Source organism: Caldimonas tepidiphila (genome assembly GCF_003569765.1).
Taxonomy (GTDB): Bacteria; Pseudomonadota; Gammaproteobacteria; order Burkholderiales; family Burkholderiaceae_C; genus Caldimonas; species Caldimonas tepidiphila.
Genome location: NZ_QXMG01000069.1, coordinates 1 through 16,416 on the forward strand (window position 1 = coordinate 1; position 16,416 = coordinate 16,416).

Genomic DNA, 16,416 nt, shown 5'->3' on the forward strand with positions numbered 1-16,416 from the left:
TCCGCGGCAGCAGCGACGGCGTCGAAGGCGGGCGCCATCTGCATCAGCGCGGCGTAGGCGCGGCGGCCGGCGTCGGTGTGCAGATCCTGCGCCTCGACCAGGCGGCGGAACTCAGCGCGCGTCCCAGGCATCGCCATGCCCAGCGCGGCCATGCCCTCGCGCACGCTGTCCGTCGTCTTGGCCAGCCGCTCCTCCTCGCTGAAGAAGGCCTGGTAGTAGGCCGAGGTGGCGGACGTGAAGCCCTCTAGCCCGCCCATGAGGTCGGCGAGCGCGCTGGCTGCGTCGCCGCCCCACACGTTCACGTCGAGCATGCGGACGCCGAGGAGGCGCAGCATCGGGTTCACGGCCTCGATTGAGCCGCCCAGGCGCTTCAGCGCGTCGCTGGCCTTCTCCCCGCCGCGGATCGCCCACTCGAAGCCGCGCATGGCCGCGTTGGCCATGTCCTCGGTCATGCCGGCGAACAGCTCCTCGATCTGCTTCTGGTTCGCCGCCTCGTCGCTGCCAAAGGCGAGACGGATGTGCCGGGTGTAGCCCGCGATCTGCTCCGTCGGCAGCGAGAGGGACTGCGCGAGCCCGCTGATCTGCCGGCGTAGCGCGCCGAAGGTCGAGGACAGCGCGTGATCCATGCCCGCGTCCAGCGCGCCGGTCTCGGTCCACCGCTTCGTCTTGCGGAAGTACCCGCCCTTGGCCTCGATGTCGGCCCAGGTGTTGCCGGTGAAGTCGTCGTTGCCGAACGTGCCCTCGATGCCCGAGGCCTTGACCTGGGGCGCCTTGCGGCCGAAGAACCGCTGCGTCAGCGCCGAGCCGGTCAGCATTGCCGCCGTCTTGGCGCCGAACATCCGGTCGAGGGCCTTGTTCATGGCCTCGTAGCCACTGTTCTTGAACACATGACGGGACAGCCCGTTCATGCTGCTGGTGTCGAACTTCCAGCCCCGGTCATGGAGTGAGCCGTTCGCCAGCATGCCGGCGATGATCGCGCCGACAACCGGGATCGCTGCAGCCGCGCTTGCGCCGGCCGACAGCGCCGTTCCGGTGCTCGCCATGCCGGCGGCCCCATAGGCCGAGGAGGCTGCCGCAGCCTGGGCGCCAGTGAGCCCCATGCCGGTGCCGAAGGCTGACAGGGAGCCCATGCCTAGCGTGTTGCCGGCAGCGGCGATCATTCCGCCCAGGCTCGCCGACGAGCCCAGCGAGGCAAGCTGCAGGTACTGCCCCAGGCCCGCGGTGCCCGAGATCTGCGGCGCCGTCGCGCTGGCCGGCGACGCCATCCCGAGCAGGCCCATGAAGCTCGACACCGCGGGGTTCACCACGGCCTGAATCACGGGGCGCAGGACCGTCGAGCGGAACAGGCCCTTGATGTATTCCCAGGCGCTCTTGCCTCCCTGCATGAGGGCGTCGGAGAGGGACTGCCCGATCTGCTCGGTTGTGCGCTGCCACTCGTCGCGCACTTGACGCTGCATGTCTGCATCGACCTGCTTGCGCGCGCCGCCGTACCGCGCATCGGCAAGCTGCCGCTGCAGCTCGATCTCCTGGCGCAGCGCTGCGAGGCGCTCGGGCGACGTACCGGCGAGCTCCTCCATGCGCAGGCGCTCCTCAAGCAGCGCGATGTTCGCCAGCGCGCGCCGGTGCTCGAGCTCGGTGAGCGCCGCCCCCTCGAGGCCGATGGCCTCATTGCGCTCCTGCTGCTCCTTGAGCGCCGCCGCCAGGCTGTCGACGGTCGCGTAGAGCTGCGCGTCGGCCTTGGCCGCGTGGGCGGTCACAGCGCCCATCGCCTCGCCGAGCTCCTTCTGCTCCTTCTTGTATTCCTCGGTGAGCTGCTTGGCCGCCGCCTGCGAGCCGATCAGCTTCTCGACCGCCGCAACGTACCGATCCTCGGAGATCTCCCCCTTGGCGCGCATCTTCTGCAGCCGCTCGAGGGTCTCGAGGTAGTCGGTGTCCAGGCCGATCGCCCCCATCAGCAGCGCCTGCCGCTTCTTCGCCTCTTCGGCCGCGGCTTTCTCGGCCTCGCTGGCCTTCTGGGTCGCCCCGGTCTTTTTGAGCAGCGCGGCCTGCTGCAGCCCCAGGACCTCGGCGTACTCCTTCTCCCCGATGAGTCCCGCTGCCCGGTCCTTGGCGAGCTGGCTCATGGCCTCGACGTAATCCTTGTCGACGCCGGAGATCTTCAGGCGCAGCGCGGCCAGACGCTCAGCGGCTTGCTCCTGTGCGGCGAGCTGCTGCCCCACCGTCTGGGGATTCACGAGTCCGCGCCCGCCACCTGCCCCCTGCTCCTGCCCTCCCGAGGCTGCAAGCTCGCGGTTGGCCCGGGCCAGATCGCGCGCAGCCGCGGCGCGCTCGCTCATGCTGTAGATGCTGAGCTTGCCGAAGCGCTGCTCCTGCTCGTCCAGCCGCTTGATCGTGGCCGTCGCGTCGGCCACTGCCTGCTCCAGCGTCATGAAGTCGCGGTTGACCATGCCCAGCCCGACCGCACGGCCGATGATCATGCCCAGGCCGTCGTTCATCTGCCGCAAGAAGCCGCCGCCCTGGTTGCGCGCCCGGTCCATGGCTTCGCTGACGGCCTTCATGTCGTTCGTCAGAACGCCCATGCTGTTGGCAATGCCGCGGGAAATCCCGCTATCGCCGACCGCCCGCTTGAGCGAGCTCCAGGCGTTACCCATGCGCGCGACCGCGGCGTCGAGCCGGTCGGCCGACTTCTCCGCCGCATCGCCCAGCTCCTGCTCGAGCTGGCGGGCGAACTTGGGCAGGAAGTCCTCGGAGAGCACTTGGCCCTGCTCGAGCATCTTGCTGAGCTCGACCGTGGTCACGCCCATCGCGCGCGCCGCGATCTGGAAGGCCCCAGGCAGGCGTTCGCCGAGCTGGCCAGTGAGCTCCTCGGAGCTGACCTTGCCCTTGGAGATCATCTGCTGCAGCGCGAGCAGCGCGCCCGAGGTCTCGTCCGCGCTCAGCCCCATCGCCGCCGCCGCCTTCGAGACAGCCTCGAAGACCTGGCGGGCGCCTTTCCCCTCCATGCTCGTGCCGCGCGCCGCGGCGGCCAGCATCCCATAGGCCTTCGCCGCACCCTGCAGGTCCAGGCCCAGCCGGTTGGCCAACCCAGAGACGAAAGCCATCTCCCGCGCCCCGGCGCCGCCGGTGGCGAAGTCGAGCTGCGTCGCCAGACGCTCAGCGGCCGCGCTCGCCTCGAACAGTGCCCTGCCCGCCGCCTGAAGCACGCCCAACGTGCCAACGAGTGCACCATAGTGCCCAATGCGCCCGATGGCCGCGGCGAGGCGGTCCGCACCATTCCCGGCATCATCTGCAGACTGGCCAACCGCCTGCACCTGACGCTGGACCCCTCCTAGCTGCGAGGCCACGGCACCCGCCCCCTGCAGGGTCAACCGAATGCCGATCTCTTCACTACTGCTCAAGGGATTACCCTCCGAACCATGGACCCGCTGCTCAAGACCTTTACCGCCGGCGCACTCAAGGGAGTGAGCTGCGCACTGGCGTTCCTGCTGTGGCTTGTCGCCTGGCTGACGTGGGGGACCGGACAGGCGTCATGGATGCAGGCGCTGCTGACGATGGCGGCGGCCTTTGCACTGCTGGCACGCGCACTGCTCGGACGGGGCTGGTGGCGTGCGTGGGCCAAACGCTGACCGTCAGCCCTTGCCGCCCTCGCGCTGCCGCGCCCATTCCGCAAGGGCTGCGCGCTCCATGATCTGAAGCTCCGCGAACCGCTCGTCGGCCTCGCGCCCACGCAGCCGGAAGCGCCGGCGCATGACAACCTCGATGCCGGGGTAATCGAAGCCAGTTCGACCGGCCAGTCCAACGCGCCACTGGGTCTGCACCTGGTTCCAGAGCTGCAGCGCGGCGACGTGCTCGGGCCAGAGGTAGAAAGGCTCGTCGCGCACGACCTCGCCCTCGGCAACCAGGCCGACTGCAGCGAGCGCGGCAGCGATGCGGTCTTCGGGAGCAGGTTCATCGTCATGTCCGGTCCTGAGTTCGCCACGCGCCCACAGGCGCGCGGCCTCCATCAGTTTTTTTCCTTGGCTCCCACCGCCTGGATGTAGGCGCCGAAGCACAGGCTCGCGATGCCGGGGATGTCCAGGAGCTGCGCGAGGCCGGCGTCGCTGTACGGCAGCGGCTGGCCCTCGGCGTCGAGCACGCCGCTCCAGCCTTGCGCGACGCGCTGCACCACCTCGCCGACCAACGTCTCCTTCGAATCGATGACCGACTTCAGCTCAGCGGCAGTCAGCCGCTCGCAGGTCAGCGAGAAATTGAACGGGACGGACTTGCCGGCCTCGTCGGAGATGACGCCCTTGACGGGCACGGCAACGGTGTTGGAGACGACGAGCTTGAATGCCATGGTGGTGAGTCGATGAGGGGTGAGAGACGCCCGGCTCGCGGCCGGGCGGATGGCGTCAGACGCAGGCGAAGCGCAGCTCGTCGTTGCCCGACACGGGCACCAGGCGCAGATCGAAGCCGATCAGGCGGTTGCCGTTGAGCTCGGCCTTGCTCGGGTTGATGAGCTGCACCGCGGGCGCGTGCACGATCAGCTTGTTGCCGGCGGTGGTGCCCACCGTCATCGCGAGCGACTGCGTGGTGTTCGCCTTGACGCTGTTCATCAGCGAGACCTCCTGCGCCGCAGTCAGGTCGAGCTGCATCGAGCCGGTGGCGGCGCGGTCGGCGATCTGCACGAACTCGCTGTTGAGCATCGGCGTGAATGCCACCTGGTTGCCCAGCTCGAGCTCCAGGCCAGTGCTGTTGTAGGTGGTGCCGTTGGCCAGTGCGCCGGCGGCGTAGGTCGCGCCGAGCGTGATGTCGACGACGTTGGCCTTGGTGATCGCGGGCGGCACGCGCCACGCCGTCAGCGTCGCGCTCGGGTTCGCCGCCGCGCTCACGCCGCCGTCCAGGCCGATGAGGTCCACCGACAGCGTCGGGCGCTCGCCCACCTTGAAGCTGAACTTCGGGTTGCCCATCGCACCCACGAGCTTGTGCAGCACACCGTCGTCGTAGTAGTAGACGGTGACGGTCTTGTGGCCGCTGGAGACCGGCGTGTATTCGTTGCGCGCGGGCGTCGCCAGGTTCGCCTCGGCCATGCCGCAGGCCTGCAGCAGCACGCCCCAGCGCGGTGCGGTGCCGGCGGTGCCGCTGCCGGCCATCTCGACGGTGATCGTCGCCTTGACGCTGGCCGGGCCCACGAGCTGCTCGGCGCCGCCCATGAAGGGGCGGATCAGCTTGCGGTCGATGTTCTGCGCGTCCAGCGGCGTGATGCTGACATCGGCCAGCAGCACGGCATCGGCGGCGCCGGTCGGTGCGGCATCGGTGCCGATCGTGGTCTCGACCTTGGCGAGGACGACGGTGTTCGTGATCAGGCGCGGCATGGCTTACTCCTGCGATTCGGTGGGCTCGCCGGCCGTGACAGGCTCGGCAGCGGGTTCGTTGGGGCGCCAGTGCGGCGCGGTGTCGCTCCAGTTCCACGAGCCGCCACCGGGCAGCGGCGTGTTCTCGGGCGTGGGCGTCGGGGTCGGTTCGGTCTGCGGCATGGGTCAGCTCACGAGGTTCAGGGTGGTGTCGGTGCGCACGGCGATGCGGTAGGAGGCAGCGAGCTCGCCAAGCGTGGTGCTGCCGGACTGGGCACGGGTCTCGGTCGCCGTCAGCTCAATGCCGAGCGCCTGGAGCTCGGCGCTGCCGCACAGCGCGGCATGCACTGCGTGGTGCAGCTCGTCGGCCGCGGCCTCCCAGTTCGGGCCGCTGACCAGGTGGTGCACCAGCACGGTGAGCTCGTGGTCGAGCATGCCGATCGGGGCGGTGGCCATGCGGCGGGTGGCGCCGCGGCGCACGAAGACCATCGGGCAGTCCTCGGGGCTCCACTCGTCGTCGGCCTGGTGGCGCACCACCCGGGGACCCGCGGGCGTGCTGGCCGAGGCGATGACGTCGGCGACGCGCTGCAGCAGCTGCTCGAAGGCGGTGGCAGCCATGCGTCAGTCCTTCGCCAGCGAAACGAGCAGCTCCGCCCCGTCGCGCAGCGGCTGGCCGGCCTCCCGGGCACGCCAGGTCGTGGCGCCGATCTGGAAGGTGTCGCCCTTGCGCACGCCGCCCGGCACGGCCGCCGTGGGCAGCTTGAGCGATGGCGAGTCGCCCTGCATCAAGCCGGCGATCGAGGCGTCACCGCCGCCCATGTCGAGGATCACGTGCACAGCGGTCTCGATGCCGCTCGCCGCGCTCGTGTGCGTGGCGGGCGTGCCGAGGCGGCGGTACAGGCGATCGACCATGGCGGCGGCGTCGAGCATCGCGATTCAGCCGGCTTAGACGACGACGCCGTTCAGGCGCACGCGCATCGTTGCCTCGCCCGCACCCTTGGCGGCCGCCAGGCAGCCGATCAGCGTGTTGCCGGTCGCCGTGACGGTGCAGCGCTTGTTGGTGTTGTCCCAGTACACCTTGGCGCCGACGGCACCGGTGTCGGTGGCCAGGGCCGTCAGCTCGAACACGCCGACGGTGTGGCCCTCGACCTCGGCGCCGTTGGCGGCGGTCGTCGCTGCGACAGCGAACAGCGAGCCGACGAGCATGCCGGCGCCGGCGGCGACAGCGTAGGGAGCGATCAGGGCCATCGTGAGGCCCGACTGGATGAAGTTCTTCATGTTGAAGCCCTCGGTAGAGAGGAAATGGAGATCTCGAAGCAGCGTCAGCAGGCCGGACAAGCCGGCCCGCACGCTCATCAGGCAGCGGCGCCCGTGGCCTTGTAGAGACCGCGGAAGTCCAGCGCCTTGGCGGCGAAGTCCAGGCGGCACTTGAAGGACACGCCATCGGTCTCGAAGCCCATCTCGCTCTCGATCACCGGACCCTCGGCGCCGTCGAGGTAGCAGTACTCGACCGTGTCGACCTGCGAGTTGCTGGCCGCGGCGTACCAGGCGGTGGCGGAGGCCGCGTCGAGGATCGGCTCGACGATCGGGTCGACCGAGGTGCGGCCGCCCGAGCGGAACTCGTTGACGGCAGCTTGGGTGGCCGGCACGTAGTTGGAGCTCGTGAGCTGATACGCGATCTGCTCGAGCGCGGCCGGCACGATCAGGTAGGCCGGCGCCAGGTTGAGCTCCTCGCCCGCCAGCCCCTTCTGCAGTCGCATCGCCTTGCGCGCCGCCGACAGCGCGTCGAACGACAGGGCCGACCCGGCGCCGCCAAGGTTCTTGCGATCCGTGTGGAAGAGCGCCACGCCGTCGGCGAGCGCGGCGTTGGCCGTGAGCTGCGCGTAAACGGTGCGGTTCTCCAGGCGCGCGGCGGCGCCGCCGAAGCCAGCGACCAGACGATCGAAGGCCCGCAGGTCGTCGTTGATGATGGCTTGGCGGCTCAGGGAGACGATGCGCCCGAAGGTCGTCACCGCATAGGTCTCGCCGCCGTCGCTGAGGCTGCCGTACTTGAACTCGCCGTGCTCGTTGACCTTGAGCAGGTCGGGCATCGCCGAGAGCTGCACGACGGTGATGTTCTTGAAGTCCGGCGCGTTCGGCGCACGGCGGGCCCAACGGGTGTAGCTGCCGGGGTTCTCCTCGTAGCCGGCGCGCAGGCGCTTGGAGGCGACGTTCGACAGCACCGCCGAGAAGTCGGAGGACGTGTGCATGCCGCCCGAGCGGAAGTTCAGCATGCGGGTGGCGAGCTGCAGACGATCCATGCCGCGGGTGTTAACGCCGCCGGCCTCGAGCATGTCGCGCCCGATCTCCAGCAGGCTCATGCCGCGGAACTGGCGGCCGTGGTCGGTGAGCTGAGAGCGCGCGTCGACGCGGTGCATGAGGGCTTCCTCCATGCCACGCATGCGCGTCTCGGTCTCGTCGCGCACCGTCTGCACGCCGCGCACGTTGATGTGGCCGCCGGCGGCCGCATCGCGCACGGCCAGCTCCTGCAGCACGGCCGAGCGGGCCTGGTCGAGCGACTGGCCGCTGCGGATCAGGCCGGCGGCCAGATGGGCGACACCGTGGCGGGTGCACACCTCGGTGATGTTGGCGGCGCGCTGCGCCACTTCTGCGGCCGCGCGCTGGGCCACGTCGTCGGCTGGCGGGTTGACGACGGCAGGCGCCGGCGCTGCTGCGGCCTGACGGTTGGCAGTGGCGGGCGTCGTGGTGCCGCCCTGGGGATCGTTCTCGAGGGGCATGGAGTGCTCCGTGGTGGAAATGTGGGCGGCTGCCCGGATGAACTGGCAAGGCTGGCCGGCAGGCGGCTGGCCATTGCCCTGAGGCTGGGAGGTGTGCTGCGAGCGCGTGGAGGCGTTGGGGTCGGCCGGCACCGTGACGAAGGAGATCTCCTGCGGCGTCCAGCGCACGGCGCGGTACAGCGGCAGGTTCACGCCGTCGGTGCGGTCCTGGGCGCGGGTGATCTCGTAGCGCTCGACCGAGTAGCCAAAGGAGATCGAGCGGATGATCCCGGCCTTGATGTCGGCGACGATGCCGGCGACGTCCTCGCGCTGGCTCAGGCGCAGGATCGCGCGGCCCTCGCCGGCGTTGACCCAACCGCGCTGAGCGACGCCGAGGATGGAGCCGACGCCGCCCCAGGTGCGGTGGCCGTCGAGCACCTGCACGACGCCGGCCTCGAAGCGGGCCATGTCCACCGTCTCCTCGCTGACGACGAGCTCCTCCTCGTACATCGTCTCGGTCCACCAGTCATAGGCGCGGCGGCGGCTGCCGGTGGTCCAGACCACCTCGATGGTGTTGTCGGCCTCGTTGAAGGTCGAGGGCACCAGGGTCGCCTCGCGCATCTGCATCGGCAGGTCGCGAGTCTCAGACTGCGGTGCGGCTTGAGTCGGGTTGGCTTGCGGCATGCCTCGGCACTGTGCCGAGGCGGCTGTCTCATTTCTCGGAAAAATGAGACGGTTTCAGCGCCCCGCCGCCGATGCGGTTCCGGAGTCCTCCGGGGCTTCGGCGCGCGTCTTCTGCATCGCGAGCAGCACATCGAGGATGCCCCGATCGCGCAGCCCCTTGATGTCCTTCTCCAGCTCGTCGAAGACCATATCGGCGTCGTAACCGCGACGGCGCAGCTTCTCGCTGATGCTCGACATCCCGCCCCCGATCTCGAGCAGGTCGGCCGTAAGCTCCTGGGCCGGGTTGATGTAGTCCCACTTCGGGGTGGAGTGCTCCACCGTGTAGTCGAGCCGGCCCGGCACCTGGCCCCCAAGGGACGCATAGCGCGCGAACTCGTCGCTGATGCGCTGGCACATCACGGGGATGACAACGTGCCACTGCAGCTGCTCGATCTCTCGGCGGAAGTCCTGCTGCCGCACGCGCGCGCTGCTGAAGTTGACCTCCCGCATGTCGCCCGTGGCCTGCTCGTAGGTAAAGCCGGCGCCCGAGCAGATCAGATGCAGCTCGTACTTCACATAGTCGACGTAGCCAGGGGCGACGTTCGGCGCGACAGTCGTGATGTTCATGCCGGTCGGCACCTGGATCACGTTCCCGCTCGGCAGATCCCCCAGGATTCCAGTCTGCTGGGCCTCCTCGGGACGATCTGACAGCATTGACGGGTCGCCGCTGACGATCACACCGAGCCGGGTCTCGAGGTTCTTGCGCCCGAGCTCCGCGTCCTGGTAGAGCTGCAGGTCGCGCACGCGGCTGATCACAGGCGCCAGGCGGGGGAAGCCCCTGCCCTGCCCCGGCCGCTCGGCAGCGAAGAGATGGATGATCAAGTCGGCCGACACGCGCCGGCTCTCGGTGCGCGCCGTCTTCTTGATGCGCCCGATGTCGCCCGGGTGGTTGTCCCACAGCCAGTAGGCCACTGCACGGCCGAAGGCGTCGTACTCGACGCCGTTGAGCACTGCGTTGCCGTTGTCCGCGCTGGTGCGCAGCTCGTCGAGCCAGTCGATCTCGAGCAGCTGCAGCTGTAGCGGCACCGGCAGCCCGTCTTCCGGGCGGCGCGGGCGCAAGCGGATCAGCACCTCGCCGTCGACATCCATTGCGCGCACCGCATCGGCCTCCAGGCCGTAGAGGTCGCGCCGGCCGTCGGCGTCGGCGACCCTGACCCACTCGGCCCACAGCTGATTGAGCCGCTCGCCGGAGCGGCCGCGGAACTTGCGCCTCATGCCGGTGCCGATGATGTGCGCGACGCGCGCCTCCAGGCCCGAGCGGATGTAGGACACGTTCTGCTTCAGCGCCCGGCTCTTGCTGCGCAAGGTCCGGCCATCCATGGCGTGGTCGGCATTGGCGCTCGCGCCGGCGCGGCGGGGCTTCCAGGGGTCGCGGGGACTGGCTGCCTCATAGGCGCGCTGCAGGCGCAGGCGATCGAAGTGGCGGCGCAGGCCTGCGCCGGGAGACAGCCAGCCGATGGCGCGGTCGAGGAAGGTGATGCGGGGCTCGGCCATCAGTCGCCCCGGCTGGTGGTGAAGTTGAAGCGGAAGGCGCCGCCGGCGCGGCGGCCGGGCGCCTGAGCGGCCAGCACGTTGGCCACGTGGGCCCGAGCCGCCTGCAGCTCGGTGATGGATCGGTAGCGAATGCGACGGCCATCGAGCTCCACCTCCAGCTCGGAGGAGGCGATGGCAGCGTCGAGCGAGTCGAGGTCAGATTGGGAGAGGGCCATAGCCCCGGCACGCTACCGGGGCGGCTGTCTCATTTCTCGGAAAAATGAGACAAGTTTTTTCCGTGCGAGCCGCGCATGCGATAGACCGTGGCACGGCTCAATCCGAGTTTGACGGCCACATCTTTGGGCCGCGCACCGCCAGCACACAACTCCCGCACCTGCTGGGCAAGGACTTCACCACTCATGTGTCGTCGCTTGTGAATATAAATCTCTTGGCCGCTGAACTCGCCACGCACCGCGTTCTTCGCCTCGCTTAGCGAGCGTGCACCACTAACAAGCTGCGGGAGATGTGCAATCACGAGGTCGAAGATTCGGTCGACGAGGTCCGGGTCGGCGAAGCGCTCACTGAGCTGATGGCGGGCAGGCGGGGTGGTGTCGGCGGCGGTTTTCGATGTCATTAAGTCACCAGGCACGGGCGAAGGATCGGGAGGGGGTGAGGGCAGGACGAGGGATGGCCGCTGCACGTGGGGTGGGGGCAGCGGCAGAGTTGTCCTGGGAGGCGCCAGGGGTAGCAGCCTCCTCAGGGGCGGGCAGCACGTCGGCCGGGGCTGCCGGCGCGCTGAAGAGATCAATGGGAGGTTGCACGCGGGCCTCGAGCTGCTGCCAGCGCTTCTCGCTGTAGCCATCGAGCCCGAGGATGAAGGCAGCGTGCAGCGCGTAGTTGCGGCAGTCGAGCACCTCGTTGCGCGGCCGGCGCTTCACCCACTTGTAGGTCTCGCCGCCACGCGGCCCCTTCACGAGGATGCGCTGCTCGGCCGTGAGCTGCTCGAACCACTCGCGTGAGAGCTGGTCGCTGAAGTGCACGTAGCCCGGACCCGGCGTGTCGATCGTGAGCTGGCCGAGCAGCAGGTCCTTGGCGGTGTCGACGCCGATGCTCCAGAGCTTCACACCGTTGGCCCACTTCTGGCCGCGCCAGGTGATCTCCTGCGACGAGGCCGCACCCTTGATCGGCTTGCCCTCCTCGCTGGAGCCCTTGACCGCTTGCACCGGCAGCTGGTGCACGTTCTTGCGCACCCAGTTGTAGACGGCCTGCGTCTGGTCGCTCGAGTCGATGGAGATGCTGTCGATGCCGAGCGCACTGCCACCGGCCCAGGCTTGCGGATAGCGACGCTGCAGGTAGATGGTGACCTGCTCCCAGTCCTCGTCGTTGGCCGGGTTGCCTTCGATGATGTGATGGTCGACGGTCCAGCTCTCGAGCCCGCGCCCCCATGCCCAGACGCCGATTTCCCAGCGGTTTCGCTGCACGTCGACCCCGGCAGTGAGGCGCAGCCCTCCGATCGGCACGAGGCCGAGCGGGTACGGCTCAGCGCGCTTTTGCAGCGCGTGCTCGTCGCTGCGCTCCCCCTGGAGCTCCCAGGTCTCGCCGAGCGTCTCGTTGACGAAGCCCTGCATCGGGCCCGCGTCGCCCGTCTGCAGGATCTCGTAGGCGTGCTCGAACTCGCGCGCGATGCTCTCCCAGCTGCGTTGCGGGCTGTAGGCGGCCCACACCTGCACGCCGACGTGCCGCGGCGGACGCACCGGCTCGCCCTGGTCATTGCGCCAGGTGCGGTCGGCCCCGTACCTCAGCCCCGTCTTGATGCACACCCAGGTGCCGGTGAGTGGCACGCCCTCGGGCAGGTAGTCGGCCTGCGTGATGGACTCGAGGCAGTGCGGGCAGACGTGGCGGATGGTCTCGGGGCGCCCGCGCTCCCACTTCATGCCGTGGCGCTTGTCCTTGCCGCCCCACAGCAGCGGGTGCTCGGCGCCGCAGTGCGGGCACTCGATGTGGTAGCGCAGGTCCGCGCCGGCCTTCTCGCGCGAGCGCTCGACGTGGCTCAGCCCCTTGATGCGCGGCGTCGTGCCGCCGACGAACTTCGGATAGGGCGCGCCCTCGAGGCGCCCCTTGGCCAGCGTGCCGGGGTCGGAGGACTTCTCCACCACCTGGTCGAACCCGTCCCACTCGTCGATCAGGGCCACGGCCACCGTGATGCGCCGGTAGGCGCGCGCCGCCTTGCCGCCGAGCAGGTGCAGCACCGAGTCGCGGAAGGCCTTGTACTTGATCGTGTCCTCGACGCCCTTGCCCTTGCGGCGCGCCGCCTTGACGGCCTCCACGCCCTCGAGCACCGGCTCGATCTCCGACTTGACAAAGGAGTCCCGATCGTCGTCGGTCGGCTGCCACAGCGCCTGCTTGCGACGCCGGTGCGCGATGTTGTAGGCGACGAAGGCGGTGAGCATCTTGGTGTAGCCCACGCGCTTGGACTTCTGGACGTCCAGCTCCTCGATGCGGTCGTCGCTCATGAAGTCGAGGATGCCGATCTGGAACGGCCATGCCTCCCAGGCGCCCTTCTGGTGGCTGCTCTCGCCGGCGAGCTTGAAGTGCTCGGCGGCCCACTCGCTCAGGTGCTGGGGCGGCTCGGCCGCCAGGCTCTCGAGGCCGAGCTTCGCTGCGGCGACGATCGCGGCCCGGGTCTCGGCGGCGATGACGTAGCGCTCGCTCATGAGGCCGGCCACTCCTCGCCCTCGCTCAGCGCGTCCTCAGCCTGGTCGTCCGCGAGCTCGTCGACGCGCGTGGCCACGAGCTTGGCGGTTGAGCGGATCCACTCGTTGCGCGCTGAGGCGATCACCTGCATCACCGTCATGCGCGCCGACTCGGGCAGATCCGGGCAGGCCTTGCGCAGCGCACCCTCCAACTGGTCGAAGCGATCGACGACGCCGGCCGATGCCGCGCCCAGCACGTCGGCGAGCAGGCCGATCGGGGCGTACTCGCCGCGCGCGATCGCGTTCTTCAGCCGCTGGCCCTCCCGCTGCTCCCGCGCAAGCAGCGCCCGCTCATACGCCAAGTCGACCCCCTCGACCTCTCCCAGGCGGCCCGCGGCCTGCTCGCGCAGCCGCGTGCAGTAGGCGTGCAGCCACTGGTCCGCAGTGCCCTCGCGCGGCAGGATGCCGTCGGCGAGCAGCTCGCTGACCTTCTGCTGGGAGATGCCGACGAGGTCCGCGAACTCCTTCTGCGTGACCCGGGCCTTGAGTGCATCAATCACCGTACAACCCCCTTGGGAAGGCTGCTGAACAGTCCGACATCGGGGTTCGAATTACCCGCGAGGCTCAGCCCCCGGGAGGACCCGAAGCCCCCCCGGGGGGCCGGCCCAACCGGGGCGGGGAGACCGGGACGACGCCCGCTCACCGGCTGCTCCCCACCGCTTCGTCGAGCGCGCGCCGGAAGTGCCCCGGGAACTCCTTGTTCGCCACGCGCTCCGCCACCTGGTAGAACGGGAAGCGGCGGCGGTAGCTCGGCAGGCTGGGCACGAAGACCGCCACCGGCCGCACCGCCGTGCCGAAGCCCGTGCGCCGGCGCTCGTAAATCCCGGGTTCGAGCTCGCCGTCCTGCTGCGCGAGCACGAAGTAGCGCGACTGCCTCGCACGTGCGCGAGCCGCGTCCTTGGCGCGAGCCTTCGCCACGCGGTTGGCCACTGCCTTCACGCCCGCCAGACGCATGTCGACGAGCACGGCATTCACGTGCGCGCGCCTCCAGTTGCCGTAGGCATCCAGCTGAGCACCGGCCCCGGGCACGACGTACATCCCGGCGGGCAGGATGCCGGCCGACCGAAGCGCGCGCTCGAAGCCCTTCTCGCGGCGCGGCCCGCCCGTCACCTCGGGAGCCAGCCAGGCACTGGCCGATCGCCCGCCTGCGGCCGCATCCTTCGGCCGGATCACGGCCTCGAGCTTTGCCTTGGTCGCCGGCTGCACGAAGAGGCTGTTGAGCGTGTACGAGGTGGGACGCACGAACACGCTGTCCATCACCTTCTGCTCGACATCGACGATCAAGCGCGCGGTGGCCGTGAGCGCCCTGGCCGCGGCGAACGGGATCTGCTTGCGCCCTACGTCATCCAGCCGCTTGATCACGTCCTCGACGTTGCTGGTGATGGTGATCTTCATCGCCCTGCCCTGTGCTCAGGCTGAGCGGCATACCCCAACGCCTCGCGGTACATCGTGCGCTGCGTGATGGTGAGCGGCTCGCCACTCTGATCCAGCGCTTCCAGCCGGCGCGCCCACGCGCGCTCGCTGCGCACGCTCGCACTGCCCGCCGCCGTCAGCCGCTGCATCACCGTCTTGACACGCTCAGGGTCCGCTGGCGGCGCCGGCAAGGCGGGCGACTGCGGCACCGGCGCATTGCGGCAGAGCGCTGCGAACTCGCCCACGGTCGGCGGCTTGCCGGGAGGCAGGTGCTCGAGGCCGTGCTTGATCGCCTCCGGCCGGCCCGCGAAGCCCGCGAGCTCCTCGGCCCAGTCGGCCTTCACGAGGGCCAGGTCGAGCCCCTCCCACCGGGACAGGAAATCACGGCCGTAGCGCACGGACAGCCGGGCAAAGAGGGCGTCAACCCAGTCGCTTGGCAGAGACATCGATCACCTCCAGGAACGTCGGAACAGGCTTGGATGCAGGAGCGGTGACGCCCTGCAGCGGCTTCGCAGCTGCCTGCGGGCAGATCTGCTCGTACTTCTCCCGCATGGAGCGGGCGTAGGCGGTCTCAGCAGGCGCCGCCTGGGGCAGCGGGCCGCGGTGCAGCGCCTTGGCCACCTCGGCCGCGCGTTGTCGCGCCTTCGACACCGCCGCGAGGATCCATGCGAAGGGGTCGCCCTTGGACTTCGAGGCCTCGGCCAGGTCGGTGAACTCGGCCTCCGACGCTCCAGCGGCGAGCAGCTCGGCGAGCAGCGGGTTGCCGGGATAGACCCGGGAGATCCCCCGGGCCTTCAACGCCTTGCAGACCGCAGCAGCCGGGGTGACGAGGTCGCAGTCGACCTCCTCCGCCTCCAGCCCCTCGACCTCGACGCTGGCAGGCCCCACACCCACCCCATGCCCCCCGAGGGGCAAGGGGGTGTGTTCCTGCTCCTGTTCCTGCTCCTGCTCTTGTTCCTGCTCCTGGCTTCGAAGGGGCTTCGAAGGGGCTTCCACGCAGGCGAGGCTTCCCCCTGCGGACGCTTGCTCATCCGAGGCACCCTCGCGCCGCGTCTTCAGGTGGAACTGCCCGGCGTAGCGGTCAAAGAACGGCCCCAGGAAAGGGCAGTCCGGCAGCGCGTCGTACTCCTTGCGGATGCCGATGCAGCGCTTGTCGCTGGGCTTGAGGGGCTCCGACGCGATCTGGTATGCGGCCATCTCGTGGACCCACACCATCTCCGAAGGGGCATCGAAGCTGCAGAGACCCACTTCGATGCAGCTTCGAAGGCCCTTCGAAGCCCCTTCGATGCCCAGCCCCGTCTCGTGAGCCATGTAGAGCACCGGCTGGTAGAACAGCCCGAGCATGTTCGAGTGGGGCGAGCTCATCAGGTAGAGCGCCACCACCATCGCTTCGGGGCCCTGCTTGCGCAGCGCCTTGCCGGTGCGGCCTGTCCAGATCTTCGGGCAGATCTTCGCGTAGTCACGCATGGCTCGCGCCTCCCCGATATCGCTGCGGTACGCCCATCACGGCACCAGCCTCGCCTGCACCGCAGGCACAGCCACCACGGTGACGACCCGACCAGTGACGCTGCACTCGCGCCGCTGCCCAAGCTGCACCAGGCGCTCGGCTGCAATCAACCCATTCACGCAGCGAGACACAGTCGACCCCTCCCAGCGCCGCGAGGTAATGAGTTCGAGCCGCTCTCGGATCTCCGAGCGCGTCAACCCGTCCATGCCATTGCGTTGCGCTGCGCGCACCACGTCCTCGACATCGTCGTTCTGATGCCGCTGCCTTTCCAGTCCGATATCGGCAAGCGCCTGGGCCTGCGCGTCACGGCTTTCATGTGTAGTCGATTGGGTTTCCATCACGGTCCTACGCGAGGAGAGAGCCGCCGAGGCGCGCTTGGAGCGCGTGGCGGGGAAAGGGCGGGAGCCCACGGTCATGGGAAGATTTGTCTTCCACAACCAACCGGCCCATGAAAGGGG

General features: G+C 69.4%; 19 protein-coding genes. 1 reads left to right on the forward strand and 18 read right to left on the reverse strand.

The window, feature by feature from the left end:
* Window positions 1-3,398, reverse strand: a 3,398-nt coding sequence (locus tag D3A59_RS21790) for a tape measure protein (protein ID WP_157991627.1), incomplete at its 3' end; no start/stop codon positions are given.
* A gap of 18 nt (window positions 3,399-3,416) precedes the next feature.
* Here D3A59_RS21790 and D3A59_RS21795 point away from each other — a divergent pair.
* Complete coding sequence (locus D3A59_RS21795) at window positions 3,417-3,626, forward strand: hypothetical protein (protein ID WP_119157430.1); 210 nt, start codon at window positions 3,417-3,419, stop codon at window positions 3,624-3,626.
* A gap of 3 nt (window positions 3,627-3,629) precedes the next feature.
* On the opposite strand, the gene D3A59_RS21800 is transcribed toward D3A59_RS21795, so the two are convergent.
* The 17 genes from D3A59_RS21800 to D3A59_RS21870 all read right to left on the reverse strand — a co-directional run bounded on the left by D3A59_RS21800 (window position 3,630) and on the right by D3A59_RS21870 (window position 16,296).
* Complete coding sequence (locus tag D3A59_RS21800; protein ID WP_119157431.1) at window positions 3,630-4,004, reverse strand: DUF1799 domain-containing protein; 375 nt, start codon at window positions 4,002-4,004, stop codon at window positions 3,630-3,632.
* The gene (locus D3A59_RS21805; protein ID WP_119157432.1) at window positions 4,004-4,336 is read right to left on the reverse strand and encodes a hypothetical protein; all 333 of its coding nucleotides are present in this window, start codon (window positions 4,334-4,336) and stop codon (window positions 4,004-4,006) included. The genes D3A59_RS21800 and D3A59_RS21805 overlap by 1 nt, the downstream gene beginning before the upstream one ends.
* Before the next feature lie 55 nt (window positions 4,337-4,391).
* Window positions 4,392-5,354 carry a phage tail tube protein gene (locus D3A59_RS21810; protein WP_119157433.1) on the reverse strand — a complete coding sequence of 321 codons (963 nt, stop codon included), beginning with the start codon at window positions 5,352-5,354 and terminating at the stop codon, window positions 4,392-4,394.
* Window positions 5,355-5,357: 3 nt separating this feature from the next.
* Window positions 5,358-5,516, reverse strand: coding sequence for a hypothetical protein (locus D3A59_RS25580; protein WP_157991628.1), 159 nt, complete (start codon window positions 5,514-5,516; stop codon window positions 5,358-5,360).
* Between the two features lie 3 nt (window positions 5,517-5,519).
* The gene (locus D3A59_RS21815) at window positions 5,520-5,951 is read right to left on the reverse strand and encodes a hypothetical protein (protein ID WP_119157434.1); all 432 of its coding nucleotides are present in this window, start codon (window positions 5,949-5,951) and stop codon (window positions 5,520-5,522) included.
* Window positions 5,952-5,954: 3 nt separating this feature from the next.
* Window positions 5,955-6,245: a head-tail joining protein gene (locus D3A59_RS21820; RefSeq protein ID WP_157991629.1), complete on the reverse strand. Its 291-nt coding sequence runs from the start codon at window positions 6,243-6,245 to the stop codon at window positions 5,955-5,957.
* A gap of 33 nt (window positions 6,246-6,278) precedes the next feature.
* The gene (locus D3A59_RS21825) at window positions 6,279-6,689 is read right to left on the reverse strand and encodes a DUF2190 family protein (protein WP_240636165.1); all 411 of its coding nucleotides are present in this window, start codon (window positions 6,687-6,689) and stop codon (window positions 6,279-6,281) included.
* The gene (locus D3A59_RS21830; protein WP_240636166.1) at window positions 6,689-8,710 is read right to left on the reverse strand and encodes a prohead protease/major capsid protein fusion protein; all 2,022 of its coding nucleotides are present in this window, start codon (window positions 8,708-8,710) and stop codon (window positions 6,689-6,691) included. Before D3A59_RS21830 ends, D3A59_RS21825 begins: the two co-directional genes overlap by 1 nt.
* Window positions 8,711-8,827: 117 nt before the next feature.
* Window positions 8,828-10,306 carry a phage portal protein gene (locus D3A59_RS21835; RefSeq protein WP_119157437.1) on the reverse strand — a complete coding sequence of 493 codons (1,479 nt, stop codon included), beginning with the start codon at window positions 10,304-10,306 and terminating at the stop codon, window positions 8,828-8,830.
* Complete coding sequence (locus D3A59_RS21840; RefSeq protein WP_119157438.1) at window positions 10,306-10,521, reverse strand: phage head-tail joining protein; 216 nt, start codon at window positions 10,519-10,521, stop codon at window positions 10,306-10,308. Before D3A59_RS21840 ends, D3A59_RS21835 begins: the two co-directional genes overlap by 1 nt.
* A 29-nt stretch (window positions 10,522-10,550) precedes the next feature.
* The gene (locus D3A59_RS25585; protein ID WP_157991630.1) at window positions 10,551-10,919 is read right to left on the reverse strand and encodes a hypothetical protein; all 369 of its coding nucleotides are present in this window, start codon (window positions 10,917-10,919) and stop codon (window positions 10,551-10,553) included.
* 4 nt (window positions 10,920-10,923) lie between these two features.
* The gene (locus D3A59_RS21845; RefSeq protein WP_119157439.1) at window positions 10,924-12,999 is read right to left on the reverse strand and encodes a phage terminase large subunit family protein; all 2,076 of its coding nucleotides are present in this window, start codon (window positions 12,997-12,999) and stop codon (window positions 10,924-10,926) included.
* A complete protein-coding gene (locus D3A59_RS21850; protein ID WP_240636167.1) occupies window positions 12,996-13,538 on the reverse strand; it encodes a hypothetical protein in 543 nt (180 codons plus the stop codon). The genes D3A59_RS21845 and D3A59_RS21850 overlap by 4 nt, the downstream gene beginning before the upstream one ends.
* A gap of 139 nt (window positions 13,539-13,677) precedes the next feature.
* The gene (locus D3A59_RS21855) at window positions 13,678-14,433 is read right to left on the reverse strand and encodes a hypothetical protein (RefSeq protein WP_119157440.1); all 756 of its coding nucleotides are present in this window, start codon (window positions 14,431-14,433) and stop codon (window positions 13,678-13,680) included.
* On the reverse strand, window positions 14,430-14,897 hold the full coding sequence (locus tag D3A59_RS21860) for a hypothetical protein (RefSeq protein WP_119157441.1): 468 nt from the start codon (window positions 14,895-14,897) through the stop codon (window positions 14,430-14,432). Before D3A59_RS21860 ends, D3A59_RS21855 begins: the two co-directional genes overlap by 4 nt.
* Window positions 14,872-15,918, reverse strand: a complete 1,047-nt coding sequence (locus tag D3A59_RS21865; protein WP_119157442.1) for a hypothetical protein — start codon at window positions 15,916-15,918, stop codon at window positions 14,872-14,874. The genes D3A59_RS21860 and D3A59_RS21865 overlap by 26 nt, the downstream gene beginning before the upstream one ends.
* 36 nt (window positions 15,919-15,954) lie before the next feature.
* Window positions 15,955-16,296, reverse strand: coding sequence for a hypothetical protein (locus tag D3A59_RS21870; RefSeq protein WP_157991631.1), 342 nt, complete (start codon window positions 16,294-16,296; stop codon window positions 15,955-15,957).
* Window positions 16,297-16,416 lie beyond the last annotated feature (120 nt).